The following is an 18,370-nucleotide window of genomic DNA, read 5'->3' as shown; positions in this document are numbered from 1 at the left end:
CCAGACCACTACAAGCCCGGCAGCAAAGGGCGAAGAATCCAGCCATCGCCAAAACAACACAGGTGTAAATCATGTCCGACATTCAAACCCTGCATGCAGAAACGCGGCCGAAGGGTGACATTTCCGGCTCGCTGGTGCTGCTGCTCGCCACCGGCGCCGGCCTCAGCGTCGCCTCGCTCTACTACAGCCAGCCGATGCTGGGCGTGCTGGGTGCCGACATGCAGGCCGACGCCCGCAGCGTGGGGATGGTGCCGACGCTGACCACCCTGGGCTACGCGCTCGGCATCCTGCTGCTGGCGCCGCTGGGCGACCGCTACGACCGCCGCATCATCATCGCCATCAAGGCCGCCATTCTCAGCGCGGCGCTGCTGCTCAGCGGCCTCGCCCCCGGCATCGGCCTGCTGCTGGTCGCCAGCCTGGCCGTCGGCCTCACCGCCACGCTGGCGCAGGACATCGTGCCCGCCGCCGCCACGCTGGCGCCGGAGGCCCAGCGCGGCAAGATCGTCGGCATGGTGATGACCGGGCTGCTGCTGGGCATCCTGCTGTCGCGGGTGGTCAGCGGCATCGTCGCCGAACAGTTCGGCTGGCGCACGATGTACCTGATCGCGGCCGTTTCCATCGCCGCCATCGGTATCGCCGCCTGGCGCGGCCTGCCGCACATCACGCCCACCACCCGCGCCAGCTACGGCGCGCTGCTGGGCTCGATGCGGGCGCTGTGGAGCAAGTACCCGGCGCTGCGCTACGCCGCACTGGCCCAGGGCCTGATCTCGGTCGGCTTCAGCGCCTTCTGGTCCACCCTGGCGGTAATGCTGCACGACAGCTTCCAGCTCGGCAGCGCCGCTGCCGGCGCCTTCGGCCTCGCCGGTGCCGCCGGCGCGCTGGCCGCACCGCTGGCCGGCCGCCTCGCCGACAAGCGCGGCCCGCAGCTGGTCACCCGCCTGGGCAGCGGCCTGGCGATGCTGTCCTTCGCCGCGATGGGCCTGTCCTTCCTGCTGCCGCCGCAAGCCCAGCTGGGCCTCATCATCGCCAGCGCGATCGGCTTCGATCTCGGCATGCAAGCCACGCTGGTGGCGCACCAGACCATCGTCTACGGCCTGGATCCGGCAGCTCGCAGCCGCCTCAACGCCCTGCTCTTCACCTGCATGTTCATCGGCATGGCGACCGGCGCGGCGCTGGGCAGCCTGGCGCTGGCGCAGTGGGGCTGGATGGGCGTGGTGGCGCTGGCCACCCTCAGCTCGGCGGCGGCACTCGGGGTGCGCCTGCAGGCGGGCCGCCGGGCCGGCTGACGCGCCCGCGGGGGCAGACGTCCCGAACGGGGACGGGCGCGAGCCCGTTCCCGTTTTTTCCGCCTGGCCGCAGGACCCGGACGCGCTTGAAGCCCGGCACGGCGGAGGGAGCAGGCCACGCCAACCTGCCGCAGCGCAGGGTTTAGTTGACGGCTAAACTTTCCGTAACTAAAGTTTTCTCGCCGTTTCACAAAACCGTCACCCGACAGGCAGCACCGGAGCAAAGGCGGACCCGCACCGACACGCGGCGGGAGGAGGCAACTGTTCGGCCGCCCGCGCCCCGCGGGCCAGACCCGCACCCCATCGAGGCCCGCCATGGATGCTCGCCCCTTTCCCGCGTTCCGCACGCAGGAAACCCGCCACGACTCCTGGCGGGAGGCGGTGGCATCGCTGTTCCTGCCGCTGGATTTCGAGGTTTCCCGCAGCACGCCCTTCCACGGCCGCGCGCTGTGGGCCCGGCTGGAGCACGCCCGCGCCGCCGAGGTGCGCATGTGCGAACACCGCGTCACCCGGCGGCCACACCATTCCGCCACCTCCGACGTCGCGGCGGTGAAGATGCTGTGGCTACTGCACGGCCAGGGCCGCTTCCAGCAAGGCAGCGAAGACCGCAGCCTGGTGGCCGATGGCTGGACCTTCTACGACGCCAGCCGCCCCTACTCCCTGCACCTGTCCGAAGACGCGCGCTTCTTCTCCCTGCTCTACACCGGCGAGAACGCCGAGAGCTGGATGCGGCTGGCGCGCGACCTCGGCCCCGCCTGCCGACCCAACGCCGGGCCGGCGCGCATTGCCTTGCTGGCCCTGCGCGGCGCCATGCGCGAGCAGGAAGGGCTGACGCCGCTGGCCCAGCGCGCGCTGCTGGAGTCGGTGCTGGCGCTTACCGAGAGCGCGCTGCGCCAGGAGGCCGACCAGCGCCAGGGCGGCGACCGCCGCGACACCCTGCGCCTGGCCGAAGCGCGCCGCTTCGTGCTGCAGCACCTGGCGGAGCCGGCGCTGGGGCCGGACGACATCGCCCGCGCGCTGCACATGTCGCGCCGCAGCCTGTATAACCTCTTCGCCGCCGCCGAACTGCGGCCGCGCGCCTTCATCCAGAACCTGCGGCTGGAGCGCGCCTGCGAGGCCTTGATCGCCGGCGGTCCTGGCGAAGGCAGCATCACCCGCATCGCGCTGGAGCACGGCTTCGCCGACGGCGCCCACTTCAGCCGCAGCTTCCGCGAGCGCTTCGGCGTCAGCCCCAGCGCCTACCGCAGCGACCGCCGCCCGCCGGGCTGAGCGCACCACGACGTTCCACGCCACCCCGGCTCACCACCTCATTTGCGCGCAGTGCACGCGCAGACATGTTCCCTGCACGGACAAGCAAGCCGGCTTGCCCCCTGGCTCCGTAAGGTATTCCCAGCGGCCCACAACGCATGAGCCGCAGCCGCCCCCCGACCCCAGCCTCGCCCGGAGAGCCTTACGATGCCCGCAAAACCACAAGCCGGCGCTCAGCCCGGCAGTACCCGCAACACGCCCAGCCAGCTCGCCACCCTCGCGGCCACGCTCGCCGCCGCATGCAGCCTGGCGGCACCCGCTGTCGCCAGCGAACTGCCGGCGGTGAACCTCGGCCTCACCACCTTCATCGACGGCGCGCCGCCGGCCGGCCCCGGCTGGTACGTATCCGAGTACCTGCAGTACTACAGCGCCGACAAGTTGCGCGACAAGGACGGCAAGGCCGCGCCGCTGCCCAAGCAGGACATCGAAGTCACCTCGCTGGTGTCGCAGGCCATCTGGATGTCGGCCGACACCCTGTGGGGCGCCCACTACGGCGTCACCCTGCTGCTGCCGGCGGTGCTGGACGCCCGCACCAACGATGGCCTGAACAACGCCGCGCTGCCCAAGGGCAACACCGGCGTCGGCGACCTCATCGTCGGCCCCTTCCTGCAGTGGATGCCCATCATGGGCGAGAACGGCCCCATCTTCGCCCACCGCTTCGAGATCGACGTCTCCTTCCCCACCGGCGAGTACGACAACAAGCGCAGCGTCAATCCCGGCGCCAACCACTGGACCATCAACCCCTACTGGTCCGGCACCTACTGGGTGACGCCCGACTGGACGGTGTCCACCCGCCTCTGGTACCTGTGGAGCGGCAAGAACACCGACCCCAACCCCAACGGCTATGCTGGCTACGGCGTCGCCAACGCCCGCGACATGCGCCCCGGCGAAGCCTTCCACATGAACTTCGCCACCGAGTACGCGGTGACGCCGCAACTGCGCCTCGGCATCAACGGCTACTGGCTGAAGCAGATCACCGAGACCGAGGTGAACGGCCATGCGGTGTCCGGCAGCAAGGAACAGGTCTTCGGCATCGGCCCCGGCGTGCTCTACAGCTTCTCCCAGCAGGACCACCTGTTCTTCAACGCCTACAAGGAAAGCCACGTGCGCAACCGGCCGGAAGGCGAGCGCTACGTGGTCCGCTACGTCCATCACTTCAAGTAAGACGCTCGCCTGCGCGCCGCCCGCCGGCGCGCGGGCCGGCCGCCGTTAACCGCCAAGCAATCCCACGACGAGGAAATCGCGATGTCCGCACCCACCTCCTACCCCAGCCGCAACTTCATCGCCGGCGAGTGGCGCGCCGCCGCCACCAAAGCCACCTTCCCCAAGCTCGCCCCCGCCTCCGGCGCGGTGCTGGCCGAGGTCGCCAACTCCGGCGCCGCCGACGTGGATGCGGCGGTAGCCGCCGCCCGCGCCCAGTTCGACGGCGGCGAATGGTCGCGCCTGCCGGGCGCCGAACGCGGCCGCCTGCTCAACAAGCTGGCCGACCTGCTGGCGCGCGACGCCGAGCGCTTCGCCCATATCCTGGCGATGGAACAGGGCCGGCCGCTGATGGAAATGCGCATGCTGGATCTGCCGATGTCCATCGACACCCTGCGCTACTTCGCCGGCTGGGCGGACAAGCTGGAAGGCCGCCAGATTCCCACCGCCGGCTTCATGGGCCGGCCGACGCTCAACTACACCATCCGCGAGGCCATCGGCGTGGCGGCGCTGATCGTGCCGTGGAACGCGCCGCTGATGATAGGCATCTGGAAGCTGGCGCCGGCGCTGGCGGCCGGCTGCACCGTGGTGCTCAAGCCTTCTGAAGACGCGCCGCTGGCACTCACCGCGCTGGCCGAGCTGGCCGCCGAGGCCGGCTTCCCGGCCGGCGTGTTCAACCTGGTGAACGGCATGGGGCCGGAAGCCGGCGCCAGGCTGGTGAAGCACCCTGGCGTAGACAAGATCAGCTTCACCGGCAGCACCGAAGTGGGCCGCATCATCGCCCGCGAGGCGGCGCCGCTGTTCAAGCGCCTGACGCTGGAGCTGGGCGGCAAGGCGCCGCAGATCATCTGCCAGGACGCCGACCTCAACATCGCCATCATGGGCGTGGCCATGGGCCTGTTCGTGAACCAGGGCCAGACCTGCGCCGCCGGCACCCGCATCCTGGTGCATCGCAGCCGCTACGACGACGTCGTCGGCGCGCTCGCCGGCGCGGCCAAGTCGGTCACCCTGGGCGACCCGCTGGACGCCAACACCCGCATGGGCGCGCTGATCAACGCCCGCCACCGCGACCGCGTCGCCAGCCTGATCCAGAGCGGCATCGCCGAAGGCGCCTCGCTGGTGGCCGGCGGCGAGGCGCTGCCGGACAGCGGCTTCTTCGTCCGCCCCACGGTGTTCGCTGGCGGCACGCCGGAGATGCGCATCATGCGCGAGGAAATCTTCGGCCCGGTTGGCGTGGTGGTGCCGTTCGACAGCGACGAGGAAGCGGTGAGGCTGGCCAACGACACCCCCTTCGGCCTCTCCGCCTCGCTGTGGACGCAGGACGTCGTCCGCGCCCACACGCTGGCGCCGAAGCTGCGCGTCGGCGCCGTTGCCATCAACGGCTGGAGCCCGCTGGACGCCCGCCTGCCCTGGGGCGGCTACAAGGACTCCGGCGTCGGCCGCGACCTCTCCCGCCTGGCGCTGGATGCCTACACCGAAGAAAAGGTGGTGTCTCTGGTGATGTAAACCCGGCGGCACCCGCGCCCCGCTCCCGCCGGCCCAGCGCCGGCGCCCCCAACGGAAAAACAAGACCATGACACGCACGCTCAAACCCCGCTCCCTCCCGCGCGCCCGCCTGCGCCACACCCTCGCCACCCTCGTCCTCGCCGGCCTCGCCGGCGGCGCCCTCGCCGGCCCGGCGAACGTGGACGGCAAGCGCATCGAGAAAGTCGCCAAAGGCGGCGAAGCCGGCAACTGGCTGTCCCACGGCCGCGGCTACGACGAGAAGCGCTACTCGCCGCTGAAGCAGATCAACGACGGCAACGTGGACAGGCTGGGCCTGGCCTGGACCCACAAGCTGGACATCGACATGGGGGTGGAAGCCACGCCCATCGTCGTCGATGGCGTCATGTACACCACCGGCCCCTTCAGCGTGGTCTATGCGCTGGAAGCCGCCACCGGCAAGCTGCTGTGGAAGTACGACCCGGAAGTGCCGCGCCCCATGGCCGGCGAAGGCTGCTGCGGGCCGGTGAACCGTGGCGTGGCGGTGTGGAAGGGCAAGGTCTACGTCGGCACCTTCGACGGTCGCCTGGTCGCCCTCGACGCCGCCAAGGGCACGCCGGTGTGGACGGTGGATACCGTGCTCGACCACGCCAAGAGCTACACCATCACCGGCGCGCCGCGCATCGTCAAAGGCAAGGTGCTGATCGGCAACGGCGGCGCCGAATTCGGCGTGCGCGGCTACGTCACCGCCTATGACGCCGAAACCGGCAAGCAGGCCTGGCGCTTCTTCACCGTGCCGGGCGACCCCAAGCTGCCGCCGGAAGACGACGCCATGGCGATGGCGCTCAAGACCTGGTTCGGCGATGGCTGGATCAAGTGGGGCGGCGGCGGCACGGTGTGGGACTCCATGTCCTACGACCCGGAGCTGAACCAGCTCTACATCGGCGTCGGCAACGGCTCGCCCTTCAACTACCAGTTCCGCAGCGAGGGCAAGGGCGACAACCTGTTCCTGTCGTCGGTGGTGGCGCTCAACCCCGACACCGGCAAGTACATCTGGCACTACCAGACCACGCCCGCCGACCGCTGGGACTTCACCGCCGCCCAGCAGATGACGCTGGCCGACATCAAGATCGACGGCAAGCTGCGCAAGGTGCTGATGCAAGCGCCGAAGAACGGCTTCTTCTACGTGCTCGACCGGACCAACGGCAAGCTCATCTCGGCGAAGAACTTCGTGCCGGTGAACTGGGCCAGCCACATCGACCTCGCCACCGGCCGGCCGGTGATGCTGCCGGACGCCGACTACGCCAAGGAAGCCAAGCTGATTTCGCCCGCCATCATCGGCGGCCACAACTGGCACCCGATGTCCTTCAGCCCGGATACCGGCCTGGTCTACCTGCCGGCGCAGGAAACCGCCGCCGGCCTCGAAGCGCAGAAAGAGCCGCTGTTCCTGCCCAGCAAGGCGGTGGTGAACATCGGCCTCAACGTGCCCGACCTGCCGGAAGACCCGGCCGTCGTCGAGCAGATCAGCCAGTCCTGGCGCGGCCGCCTGCTGGCCTGGGACCCGGTGAAGCAGGAAGTGCGCTGGAGCCAGGACTACCGCACCATTTACAACGGCGGCACGCTCGCCACTGCCGGCAACCTGGTGTTCCAGGGCACCGCCGACGGCCGGGTGGTGGCCTACGCCGCGGACAGCGGCAAGCTGCTGTGGCAGTCGCCGGCCAACACCGGCGTGATGGCCGGGCCGGTGACCTTCGAGGTGAAGGGCGAGCAGTACGTCACCTTCATGGCCGGCTGGGGCGGCACCTTCCCGCGCATCCTCGGCCCGCTGTCGCTGGCGGCCAAGGTGAAGCCGGAATCGCGCATCCTCACCTACAAGATCGGCGGCAAGGCCACGCTGCCGCCGGCCAAGTTCGACACCCTGCCGCTGCCCCCGCCGCCGCCGGTGACACTGGAGGCGGACAAGATGCCGATGGCGCGCATGCTGTTCAACGGCTACTGCGCCAACTGCCACGGCCTCAACGCGGTGAGCGGCGGCGTGGTGCCCGACCTGCGCTACCTCAGCGCCGACACCCATGCGCAATTCAACGCCATCGTCGCCGGCGCCCGCGCCGACAAGGGCATGCCGCCCTTCGCCAACGCCATGCTGCCGGAGCACATGGAGATGATTCACCAGTACGTGATCAAGCGCGCCCACGACCTCAAGGCCGAGCTGGACAAGGCCAAGGCCGAAGGCAGCCAGCCGGCGGCCAAGTAAGCCGCGGAGAAACCAGCCGCTGCGGCCGCGCAGAAAGGAAACGGGACGCCACGGCGTCCCGTTTTTCCTTGCCGCGCTCTCCCTTCTCTATGGCCGGATAAGAAATTTCAAAGCCGCCGCGGCGGAATCGCACCAGCCCGGCAACGTAGAATTCCTCCCGCAGCACTGCTCCCTCTCCTCCGGTGCTGCAGCGTTCTCACCGTAGTGCCCTCACGCAGTCCAGCAGCGCAGTCCAAAAAACAGCCTTGCCCTAAGAACTGGCCGCCGGCGTCCCTCGCCAGGCGGCTTTTTTCTCCCCCCGACGCCCCAATGCCTCTGCCTCTGCTCGCCCTCGCCGCCGCCTCCTTCGGCATCGGCACCACCGAATTCGTCATCATGGGCTTGCTGCCCGAGGTCGCCGCCGACCTCGGCGTCACCATTCCCGCCGCCGGCCTGCTGGTGTCCGGCTACGCCCTGGGCGTGGTCATCGGCGCCCCCATCCTGGCGGTGATGATCTCCCGCGCCGACCGCCGCCGCGCCCTGCTCGCGCTGGTAGGCATGTTCATCGTCGGCAACCTGTTGTGCGCGCTGGCGCCGGGCTATGGCTGGCTGATGGCGGCGCGGGTGCTCACCGCCTTCTGCCACGGCGCCTTCTTCGGCCTGGGCGCGGTGGTGGCCGCCGGCCTGGTGGCGCCCAACCGGCGGGCGCAGGCCATCGCGATGATGTTCACCGGGCTGACGCTGGCCAATGTGCTGGGCGTGCCGCTGGGCACCCTGCTGGGCCAGCACGCCGGCTGGCGCGCCACCTTCTGGGCGGTCACCGCCATCGGCTGTGCCGCCGCGGTGGCGCTGTACGCCTGGCTGCCGCGCAACCTGGGCGCCGGCAGCAGCCGCGGCCTGCTCGGCGAGATGCGCGAGCTACGCCGGCCGCAGGTGCTGCTGGCGATGGTGATCAGCGTGCTCTCCTCCGCCAGCCTGTTCTCGGTGTTCACCTACATCGCCCCGCTGCTGCGCGAGGTGAGCGGCTTCTCCGCGCAGGATGTGACCCTGGTGCTGCTGGTGTTCGGCGGCGGCCTCACCATCGGCAACCTGCTCGGCGGCAAGCTGGCCGACTGGCGGCTGATGCCGGCGGTGATCGGCACCTTCGTCGCCGTCATCGCGGTGCTGTGCCTGCTGTCCTGGGGCAGCCATGTGCCCTGGCTGGCGGTGGCGCTGGTGTTCGCCTGGGGCATGGCCGACTTCGCGCTCATCTCGCCGCTGCAGATGCGGGTGGTGAACGAGGCCGCCGGCGCGCCCAACCTCGCCTCCACGGTGAACCAGGGCGCGTTCAACCTCGGCAACGCCATCGGCGCCTGGCTGGGCGGGCTGGCGATCACCCACGGCCTGGGCTACGACGATATTCCCTGGGTGGGCGCGGTGCTGGCGCTGGCCGGCCTGATGTTCAGCATTTACGCCTACCGGCTGGAGCGCCGCGATCTGGCCGCCGGCGGCGCCCTCAGGCCAGCGCCGGGCGCGGCTGGCGCGCCATGATGAGCACGCCGGCGATCACCATCGCGGTGCCGGCGAGCTGAACCAGGCCGATGCGCTCGTCCAGCATCAGCCAGCCGAGCAGGATGGTGACCGCCGGCCCCAGCGTGCCGGTGAGCGACACCGGCCCGGCGCCCAGCCGGCGTATTGCCTCCGACACCATCCACACCGGCGCCACCGTGCTGAACACCGCCATCGCCAGCGACAGCGCATACACCTGCCAGGCCTGGGCGAACAGCAGGTCCAGCGGTCGCAGCACCAGGAACTGCGCCAGGCTGAAGAGGCAGGCGAAGCCGGAAGCACAGGCGGTGACGCGGGCCGAGCCCAGCCGGCCGACCACCTCGCCGTTGCCCATCAGGTAAAGCGCGTAGCTCAGCGCGCTGCCGAACACCAGCAGGCAGCCCAGCGTCACCTCGTGCGCATCGCCGGCCACCTTGAGGTCGTGCCCCACTGCCAGCGCGATGCCGAGGTAGCACACCAGCAAAGCCCACAGCATGCGCGCGCTCGGCCGCTTGCCGAGGAAGAGCGCCGACAGCAGGATCACCAGCGTCGGGTAGAGGAAGAGGATGAGCCGCTCCAGCGCGGCGGAAATGTAGTCCAGCCCGAGGAAATCCAGGTAGCTGGCGAGGTAGTAGCCGAACAGGCCGAGTGCCGCCATCCAGCCCCAGTCGCGGCCGCTCAGCGGATGCGCCGCGCGCCGCCCGGCGAGCACGCCCATGGCGATGAAGAAAGGCAGCGAGAACGCCATGCGCAGCGCCAGCAGCGTCTCCGCATCCACGCCGTGGCGGTAGGAGAGCTTGACCAAAATGGCCTTGAAGGAGAAGCCGACCGCGCCGAGCACCGCGTAGGTCAGCCCCAGCGCCGCTCCCGAGTTGCCAACGGCCGGCTTGCCCTGCTGCGATCCCATTCCCTTCCCTGCCCTGCCATGCGATGGCGGATTAAGCCACCGCCGGCCCCGCCGGCACAAGCCAGCCGGGCGCCGCCGCGCATGCCGCCTACTTCAGCGTGCGCTGCGCCACCGCCAGCGCGGCGATCAGCACGCAGGCGCCGGCAAGCCAGGCCAGCATGTCGCCGGCGGCCAGCGTCACCGCGGTGTGCTGCAGCAAGCCCTCGGCCACGCCGCCGCTGGCCGCGCTCAGCTCCAGCTTCACCGCCGCGGTGGCGTGGTGCAACTGCAGCACGGCGAGGCCGGTGCCCAGCGCATTGACGATCTCGCGCACGATGCTCTTGAAAGCGTAGGCGTGGGCGAAATCCTCGGTGGGCATGTCGACGAAGGTCATCAGCGCCACCTGCAGCAGCGCCAGGGCCGGCATCGCCCCCTGCAGCAGGATGGCCGGCAGCACCGCCAGCGGCCCGGCGCCCGGCTGCGCCGCCAGCGCCATCAGCAGGAAGGCCGAACCCAGGCCGATGTAGCCCAGCGCGATGTAGCGGCGCTTGCGCATGATCTTCGGCAGCGCCAGATGGAAGACGATGACCGCCAGCACCGACACCAGCCCGCCCAGCGACAGCAGGCCGCCCACCGTCTGCAGGCCGAAGCCCAGGCCTTCGGAGAGGAAGGCCGGCACGAGGAAATTCCAGCTGCCGCTGACGAGGTAGAACAGCGCGTAGAAGGCCAGCCCCACCAGGTAACGCCGGCTGGCCAGCCGGCGCGGATCCAGCCAGGGGTCCGGGTGGCGGTGGAAGCGCCGCATCACCACCATCAGCAGCACCGCACCGGCGCAGAAGTAGGCCGCCAGCACCGGCAGCTCGGCCAGGGACAGATAGCGCAAATGCTCCAGCGCATGCACCAACAGCAGCGCGCCGACGGCGAAGGCGAACACGCCCGCCCAATCGAGCTTGCCGATGGGCGCATGCGGCCGTGCCTCCACCTTGGGATACAGCCAGGCCACCAGCGGCAGCAGCGGCAGTGCCAGCCCGGCCTGCAGCAAGAACATGGTGTGCCAACCGTGGGCCGCCATCAGCACGCCGGCCAGCCAGGGCGTGATCGCCACCAGGGCGAAGTTGGCCAGGCCGAAGCCCCAGAACAGCGAGATGCGCTCCTGCGGCCGCGAGGCGTACTGCGCCAGGATGCGCGAGGCGGCGAACAGCCCGCCGCCCCCCAGGCCCTGCACCGTGCGCGCCGCCGCCAGCGCCGGCAGCGAATCCGCCGCCGCGCAGCCCAGCGCACCGGCGATGAACAACAGCAGCGCGATCAGGGTGAAGCGGCGATAGCTCAGGTGGCCGGCCACCCGCACCAGCACCAGGTTGGCCATCACCGCGGCGGCGGCGTAGGCGGTCAGCGCCCAGAGGAAATCCTGCGGCGCAACGCCCAGGCCCTGCTGCACTTGCACGCCGGCCATGGCGATCAGGATGGTGGCGACGAAGTCCAGCCCGGCCACCAGACCGAGGGTGGCGCCGAAGGCATACACCCGCAGCGGCCGGAAATCCGGGTGGGCAGAGAGCAATACCGCCCGGGCGGGCGGCAGCGGGACGGAGAGGGCATCGTTGGAAGGGGGCATGTGGCGCAATTTACATTGTGCGTATCATTGGATAAATATCCTTGCATGGACACTTCGTTCATTTATGCGAACAAACGACTGGAACGATTGGTATGCCTTCGCCGCCGTCGCCCAACTGGGCAGCTTCACCCGCGCCGCCGAGCAGCTGGGCCTGCCCAAGTCTTCTGTGAGCTATGCGGTGGCGCGGCTGGAACGCCGCCTCGGCCAGCGCCTGCTGGAGCGCAGCACCCGGCGGCTGGCACTGACCGAACAAGGCGAACGATTGCGCGAGCAGGTGGCGCCGCTGTTCGAGCGCCTGGACGGCGTTGCCGCCGAAGCGGGTGACGCCCGCGACGAGGCCCGCGGCGTGCTGCGCATTTCCACCCCCTACGAGTTCGGCGTGTTGCAGCTGGGCGAAGTGGTGAACGAGGTGCTGGGCCAGCACCCAGGGCTGGAGATAGAGCTGGATGTGCGGGTGGGCACGCTGGATGCGCCTGGCCCGCAGTACGACCTCGCCTTCGTCGCCACCGGCGACAGCCTGCCGGATTCGCCGCGCATCGCCCGCCGCGTCTACACCGTCGCCCGCGGCCTCTACGCCACGCCGGAGCTGGTGCGCCGCTACGGAGCGCCGGGGAAGGTGGCCGACCTCGCCCATTGGCCCTGCATCAGCATGCTGGGCGAAACCCGCTGGCTGTTCCGCGACGGTGCCGGCCGCGAGCACGCGATACAGCCGCGCGGCCCGCTGCGCACCACCAATGCCGCGCTACGCCTGCAGGCCGCACTCGCCGGCCGCGGCGCCACCCTGCTCGCCGCCGCCTTCTGCCGCGGCGAGCTGGCCACCGGCCAGTTGGTGCCGCTGCTGCCGGCATACACGCCCAACCCGCTGCGGATCTACGCTTTCCTGCCCGCCCGCGGCCTGGTGCCGGCGCGAACCCGGGTGTTCATGGAGGCGATAGAGCGCCTGCTGCTGCCGGCGTGAAAACGCCAGGCTGCTTGCGCCCTCACCCGCCCTGACTGCGGCAATGCATCAGCCTTCTGCCGCCTCCTGCTCACGTTGCTCCCACCGCGCCCTGATCTCCTCCACCTCCGGCATGATGCCGAGGAAGATGGACACCATGCGCGCATCCAGGTGGCTGCCGCTGAGTTCGCGCAGCGTCTGGATCACCTTGTCCATCGGCCAGGCCTCCTTGTAGGGGCGCTTCATCGTCAGCGCGTCGAACACATCCGCCACCGCGACGATGCGGGCCGACTCCGGGATGGCCTCACCCGCCAGCCCCTCCGGGTAACCACTGCCGTCCCAGCGCTCGTGGTGGTACAGCGCAACCTCCGCGGCCAGACGGAACAGGGGCGCCTTGCTCTTGCTGAGGATCTGGTGGCCGATGACTGGGTGAGTCTTCATGACCAGCCATTCATCCGCATCCAGCGGCCCTGGCTTTTTCAGGATGGAGTCGGGAATACCGATCTTGCCGGTATCGTGCATGGGCGCGGCCAGCTCCAGCAGGGCGGCATCGCCCTCCAGCCATCCCAGCGCCTGCGCCAGGCTGCGGCTGAATGCGGCCATGCGCCAGATATGCACGCCGGTGTCGCTGTCGTTGTAGTGCCCCGCCTCACCCAGCATGGCAATGGCATCACGATAGCTGACCTCCAGTTCGGCGGCCCGCACCAGCGACACATGGGTACGCACCCGGGCGACGAGCAGCCGGGGGTTGAACGGCTTGCCGATGTAATCCACGCCACCCACGGCAAAGCCGGCCTCCTCGTCACAAGGCGCGTTGCGGGAAGTGACGAAGATGATGGGGATCTCCTTGGTGGCTGGGTCCGCCTTCAGCCGGCCCGCGACCTGGTAGCCATCCATGCCGGGCATTTCGACATCCAGCAGGATCAGCGCCGGACGGTGCTTCGCCGCGGCAGCGAGGGCAGCCTCGCCGCCGTTGGCACAGACCAGGCGGTTGTCCTTGCCCAGGACGGCCCGCATCAGGTCCAGGTTGGCGGGCTCATCGTCCACGCACAGAATCGGTCTGCGGTACATTCTCTTCGTCTCCTCTCCCTGGCGGATCGGCTTCTTCCGCACCGCCCGCCCAGCGCTTCAGACAGCGCTCCGCTTCTCTGAAATCGTAGGCCAGCACCGCGGCACGTAAAAGCCGCAGCAAGGGGCCGGGCAGGCGAGTCTGGACATGGTCGAGCATGCTCTCGATCTTCTCCGGATCATCGCTGTCCAGTTCCCGCAGCAAGGCCGCCACGATTTCCGGCGAGACGGAGTCCGGCGCCGCGGCGGTGCTGCTGCCCACCGAGCCACCCAGGTATGCGGCCACCGCAAGGGATGTGCTTGCGAAACACGCTCGCAAGCTCTCCGCCTCATCGCCTTGCGCATCGTCCTGTCTGAAAGTGGTTTCCGTTGCTTCCGCCAGTTGTGCCAGCGCCCAGAGAGAGAGCGCACCCGCGGCACCACGAAGCCGGTGAGCGATGGCGGCGGCTTCCAGGTTCCGGCCCGCGGCAGCGGCTGCCGCCAGGGCCTGGGCATCGCCACCATGTCTATCCAGGAACAGGGCCAGGCTGCGGTGGAAGGCGTCGATATCCCGCCAGCGGCGGAGGCCCTCGGCCACATCCAGCAGCGGCACTTCGCCGGCCTTGCGTGCCGGTGCGCCGGGCGGCGTGCCCGCCGGCAAGCCCTCGCAGCCCGGCAACAGGAGGTAGCGGCGGATGACTTCCAGCAGATGGGGCACGTGGAAGGGCTTGGCGACGAAGGCATCCATGCCCGCCGCCAGCGCGGCTGCCCGCTCGGCCTCGAACACCCCGGCCGACAGCGCGATCACCGGAAGGTGCTCCAGCCCCGGCGTTTCGCGGATGTGGCGGGTGGCGGTATAGCCATCCATGGTAGGCATCTGCACATCCATCAGCACCAACTCGACCGGGGGCTGGGCTTCTCCCAGGATGCGCAGCGCTTCCGAACCATTGGCGGCGAGCAGGATGTCCGCCCCTTCGGCACCGAGTATCTGCCGGGCCACTTCCCGGTTGATCTCGCTGTCGTCCACCACCAGGATGCGCACGCCTTGCAGACCCTGGGTGGCAGGGGCCTCGGGCAGGACAAGCATTGCCTGCGGCCCGGCGAGCTCCAGCATGAGGTTGTACAGCGCGGAACCGCTGACCGGCTTGGTCAGGACGGCCTCGGCGATCTTGCTCAACCTGTCCGCGGGAAAGTCCTCCCGCTCCTGTGCAGTGACCATCAGGGCGATAGGCGGACAGGCTTCCGGCGCGAGCCGGCGCAGCGCCCTCGCCGTCTCGGCGCCACTCATGCCGGGCATGGTGAGATCGATCAGGCAGAGATCGTATTTGCGCATGCCCTGCTCCACCACCCTGCGCACCGCCTCATTGCCACTGGCGACGACGTCGGCCTGCCAGCCCTGGTACTCGGCGATCTCGCTCAGCATGGAGCGGGCGCCGGCATGATCATCGACCACCAGGATCGACCACTGGCGCCGGTCCGGTGCAGGCAGCGCGGCGTTCTCCGGCAGGCGGAAGGGAAGGGTGAAGGCGAACTCGCTGCCCCGGCCAGGCTCGCTGACGACTTCGAGCCTGCCACCCATCAGTTCGACCAGCCGGCGGCTGATGCTCAGCCCCAGGCCGGTGCCGCCATAGCGCCGGGTGGTGGAGCTGTCGGCCTGGGAGAAAGCGGCGAAGATCAACTCCAGTTGCTCGGGCGCGATGCCGATACCGGTGTCCCGCACCGAGAAGCGCAGGCGCAACTGGCGCTCGCTCTCACTGCGCTGCACTTCCTTTACCCGGACAACGACTTCGCCGGACTCGGTGAACTTGATCGCATTCCCCGCCAGATTGATCAGCACCTGGCCCAGCCGCAGCGGATCGCCGACCAGCCGCTCGGCATCCGGCGGAACACCACCGATCAGCACCTCCAGGGTCTTGTGGCCCACCGCGGCGGTCATGATGCCGGCCAGGCCATCCAGCACTTCGGACAGGGAGAACTCCACCTGCTCCACGTTCATCCTGCCGGCCTCGATCTTCGAGAAGTCCAGGATATCGTTGATGATGCCCAACAGATTCCTGCCAGCCTGGTCCAGTTTGGCCAGCATGCCCTTCGCCTCCGGCGGCAGGATCTGCTGCTGCAACAGATAGGCGAAGCCGAGGATGGCGTTCATCGGCGTGCGGATTTCGTGGCTCATGTTGGCCAGGAATTCGGACTTCGCCCGGTTGGCATGTTCAGCCGCGGCCAAAGCGTTATTGAGCTCGCCGGTGCGCTCCAGCACCTGCGCCTCCAGTTCGGTGTTCAGCTCCCGCATCCGCAGCACGGCGATGCGTTCGCCGGTCACGTCGCGATTGAAGCCCACGCAGTGCACCGGCTGCCCCGAGGCATCCCGCTCAAGCAGGCCGGCTGCGTCGATGAAGCGGACGCTCCCATCGGGCAGCACTACCCGGAACGAAGAGACATAGCCCTCCGTTTCGCCGTGGATATGGCGCATCAACTCGGCCTCGGCGCGCGCGACGTCGTCCGGATGCACCCGGGTACGCCACAGCGCCAGGTGCTGGCCGGCCGCCTCGTCCTCCGAGGTCTCGTACAGTTCGAGCATGCGTTCGTCCCAGGTGGTGCGTCCGCTGGCGAGATCCCATTCCCAGATGCCGAGGGCGGCCGACTCCACCGCGATGCGCATGCGCGCCAGCGAGCGCTCCAGCTGGGATTCGAGCCGGCTGCGCTCGCCGATGTCGGTGAGCACCATTGCCGCGCCCAGGATGCTGTCGCCCTCGCCCCGTATCGGCGACACCGAGAGCAGCACCTCGACGAGGGTACCGTCGCGCCGCCGCCGCTGCGTGCGGCAATGCGGCACCCGCTCGCCGGCGCCCACCAGGGCCATCTGCCGAGCCGCTTCCGCCTGGCGATCCGCGGGCAGGATGAGCTCGTCCAGCGGCGTGTTGATCACCTCGCTCGCGTCGTAGCCGAACATCGTCCGCGCGGCATCGTTCCAGGAGGTGACCCGGCCTTCCAGGTCGGTACCGACGATGGCGTCGCTGGCGCTGCGCACGATGGCGGCGAGCCGGCCCTGCTCCATCGCCGCGCGCCGCTTTCCCCGCCTGCTCGCCAGCAGGGTGTAGGCCAGCACCGCCAGCACCGCGCCGCCGCCTATCACCCCGCCCCTCAGCTCCGCCGGATCGCTCAGGTTGAGGGATTCGATGAAGGCGGGCGTGGCTCTCACCTCCACCATCCACTGCCGGCCGAACACGCTGGTCTGCGTGCGGCTTTCCAGCCCTTCCACCACCTCCTCCCGCGCCCCGTAGGCGTAGAAGCGCTGCGGCGGCTCGGCATAGTCGAGGTCGTAGAGGGCAAAGGTGAAGCCGGAAAACAGGTCCTCGAACTCGCCCATGACTTCGTGAACGCTCAGCGGCGCATAGGCCCACCCCTCCAGGTACTGCCAGCGCTCTTCCGGCGTGGCGAGGGAGGGCGCGTTGCTGCGGTAAACCGGCAGCAGCAGCAGGAAGCCCCCTTGCCGCTCGCCCTGGGCCTGCACCAGCTCTATGGGGTGGGTCAGCACCGGCGCGTTCTGCAGCACGGCCGTCAGCGCCGCTTGCCGGCGGTTCAGCTCCGAGGCGATGTCCAGGCCGATCGCCTGCCAGTTGTCGCGTTCCGGCTCGAGGAACTCGATGACGAAGCGATCCCCTACGTGCGGCGCGAACTGGCTGATAGTGAAGTTGGGTCGATGATTCGCGCGAACACGCGCCACGTAGGCCGCCTCTTCGGCCCGCGGCACCCGTCGGATGAAGCCATAGCCGCGGGCGCCGGGGAACTCCCTGGGTAGGTCACGGGATTCGATGTAGGCGTGGAAGCGCTGACTGGTGATGGCCTCCGGCCCGGCGGCGATCAGCGCCCCGCGCGCGCCGCGCAAGCCGTACTCGTAGCGGGTGAAGCGCTCCGCGATCTCGCGGATCACCCAGTCCCTCACCACGTCGAAGCGCGCCTGCTCGTGCTCGCGGTTGCTGCGGGCAAGATGCTCCCCCGCCCCCAGGCCGATGAGCAGGAAGAGAACGAACACGACGGCGGCGGCCTGCGCGGGGCGACGATCCTGCGGCATCCTCAGCTCCAGGAGCGGGGGCTGGGCTTAGCCACCCGGTCTGCATAGACACGCTCATTCAAGCAAAGCCGGTGCATGCCATGCAACATCGTTCGTCGGTGCCGCGCGAAACAGCTCACGCCGCGCGGAGCATCGTCGCCACCGGCTCGCGGCCGGCGCCCGGGCGCGGCACAATGCAGGCCTCGCCTGCCATAGAACATCGATGAGCCAAGCCGCCGGTAATACCCTCTCCGCCCGCCTCGTTGCCGAATTCCGGGCAGGCCTGCTTGAGACCCTCAGCGAATTCGCCAAGGACGTCGGCCACGGCCGGCCGGTGGAACTGGCCGCCATCACCGAGGCAGCCGGCGCCTGCCACGACGAGCTGGCCGGCTTCCGCGACCGCCAGAGCTTTTCCGCCGCCCACGGCCTCACCGCCTCCCGCATCAGCCTGGTGCACGAGGACGACCTCGAGTTCACCATCGAGCTCACCGACCTCGCCCGCCGCCTGCGTGACCGCTGCAGCAGCGAGCTGACGCCCCTGCACGCAGCCTATCTCGTGCTGCTGGAGCAGACGGATGCGGCGGAAGAACAGATCCCGGTCGGCCCGGAGACCGCCTGCCGCGGCCTGCGCGCGCTGTGCGACAGCATCGACCTGAGCGGCGAGAAGCGCTCCGCCTTCCTCTCCACCGCCCTGGAGCCGCTGGGCCGCCGCCTGCGCACTTTCTACCGCGAGCTGAACGATCGCCTGCTGGAAAGCGGCCTGGACCTGCCCGCGGTCGGCCGTGGCCACCAGAGCGGCAC

General features: G+C 69.6%; 12 protein-coding genes. 8 read left to right on the top strand and 4 right to left on the bottom strand.

The genetic code is table 11. The features are described from left to right. Positions 1-71 precede the first annotated feature (71 nt). The 6 genes from GRF61_RS05170 (at position 72) to GRF61_RS05145 (ending at position 9,039) form a co-directional block, all read left to right on the top strand. Positions 72-1,286 carry an MFS transporter gene (locus tag GRF61_RS05170; protein ID WP_169149640.1) on the top strand — a complete coding sequence of 405 codons (1,215 nt, stop codon included), beginning with the start codon at positions 72-74 and terminating at the stop codon, positions 1,284-1,286. A 315-nt stretch (positions 1,287-1,601) separates the two neighbouring features. After that, entirely contained in the window at positions 1,602-2,555 is a 954-nt protein-coding gene (locus GRF61_RS05165) for a helix-turn-helix domain-containing protein (protein WP_169149639.1), read from the top strand. A 186-nt stretch (positions 2,556-2,741) separates the two neighbouring features. After that, positions 2,742-3,758: a transporter gene (locus GRF61_RS05160; protein ID WP_248281117.1), complete on the top strand. Its 1,017-nt coding sequence runs from the start codon at positions 2,742-2,744 to the stop codon at positions 3,756-3,758. 81 nt (positions 3,759-3,839) lie between these two features. Next, positions 3,840-5,300 (top strand): aldehyde dehydrogenase family protein, encoded by a 1,461-nt coding sequence (locus GRF61_RS05155; protein WP_169149638.1) that lies wholly within the window; start codon positions 3,840-3,842, stop codon positions 5,298-5,300. Between the two features lie 67 nt (positions 5,301-5,367). Next, entirely contained in the window at positions 5,368-7,530 is a 2,163-nt protein-coding gene (locus GRF61_RS05150) for a PQQ-dependent dehydrogenase, methanol/ethanol family (protein ID WP_169149637.1), read from the top strand. 309 nt (positions 7,531-7,839) lie between these two features. Continuing rightward, on the top strand, positions 7,840-9,039 hold the full coding sequence (locus GRF61_RS05145) for an MFS transporter (RefSeq protein ID WP_169149636.1): 1,200 nt from the start codon (positions 7,840-7,842) through the stop codon (positions 9,037-9,039). On the opposite strand, the gene GRF61_RS05140 is transcribed toward GRF61_RS05145, so the two are convergent. Beyond that, positions 9,005-9,943: a DMT family transporter gene (locus GRF61_RS05140; protein WP_169149635.1), complete on the bottom strand. Its 939-nt coding sequence runs from the start codon at positions 9,941-9,943 to the stop codon at positions 9,005-9,007. The two genes, GRF61_RS05145 and GRF61_RS05140, sit on opposite strands and share 35 nt — an antisense overlap. A gap of 88 nt (positions 9,944-10,031) precedes the next feature. Then, a complete protein-coding gene (locus GRF61_RS05135; RefSeq protein WP_169149634.1) occupies positions 10,032-11,534 on the bottom strand; it encodes an MFS transporter in 1,503 nt (500 codons plus the stop codon). Between the two features lie 64 nt (positions 11,535-11,598). Here GRF61_RS05135 and GRF61_RS05130 point away from each other — a divergent pair, with 64 nt between their 5' ends. Further along, entirely contained in the window at positions 11,599-12,492 is an 894-nt protein-coding gene (locus GRF61_RS05130) for a LysR family transcriptional regulator (protein ID WP_169149633.1), read from the top strand. A gap of 48 nt (positions 12,493-12,540) precedes the next feature. Here the strand turns inward: GRF61_RS05130 and GRF61_RS05125 are convergent, their stop codons facing one another. Both GRF61_RS05125 and GRF61_RS05120 read right to left on the bottom strand, forming a co-directional pair. Then, positions 12,541-13,542 (bottom strand): HD domain-containing phosphohydrolase, encoded by a 1,002-nt coding sequence (locus GRF61_RS05125; protein WP_169149632.1) that lies wholly within the window; start codon positions 13,540-13,542, stop codon positions 12,541-12,543. Continuing rightward, positions 13,508-17,590: a CHASE domain-containing protein gene (locus GRF61_RS05120; RefSeq protein WP_169149631.1), complete on the bottom strand. Its 4,083-nt coding sequence runs from the start codon at positions 17,588-17,590 to the stop codon at positions 13,508-13,510. Before GRF61_RS05120 ends, GRF61_RS05125 begins: the two co-directional genes overlap by 35 nt. Positions 17,591-17,792: 202 nt before the next feature. Here GRF61_RS05120 and GRF61_RS05115 point away from each other — a divergent pair. Further along, the coding region (locus GRF61_RS05115) for a DUF1631 family protein (RefSeq protein ID WP_169149630.1) at positions 17,793-18,370 on the top strand (578 nt) is incomplete at its 3' end.

This window comes from Azoarcus sp. TTM-91 (genome assembly GCF_012911025.1).
GTDB lineage: Bacteria > Pseudomonadota > Gammaproteobacteria > Burkholderiales > Rhodocyclaceae > Azoarcus.
This window is presented reverse-complemented; position numbering and strand designations above follow the sequence as displayed.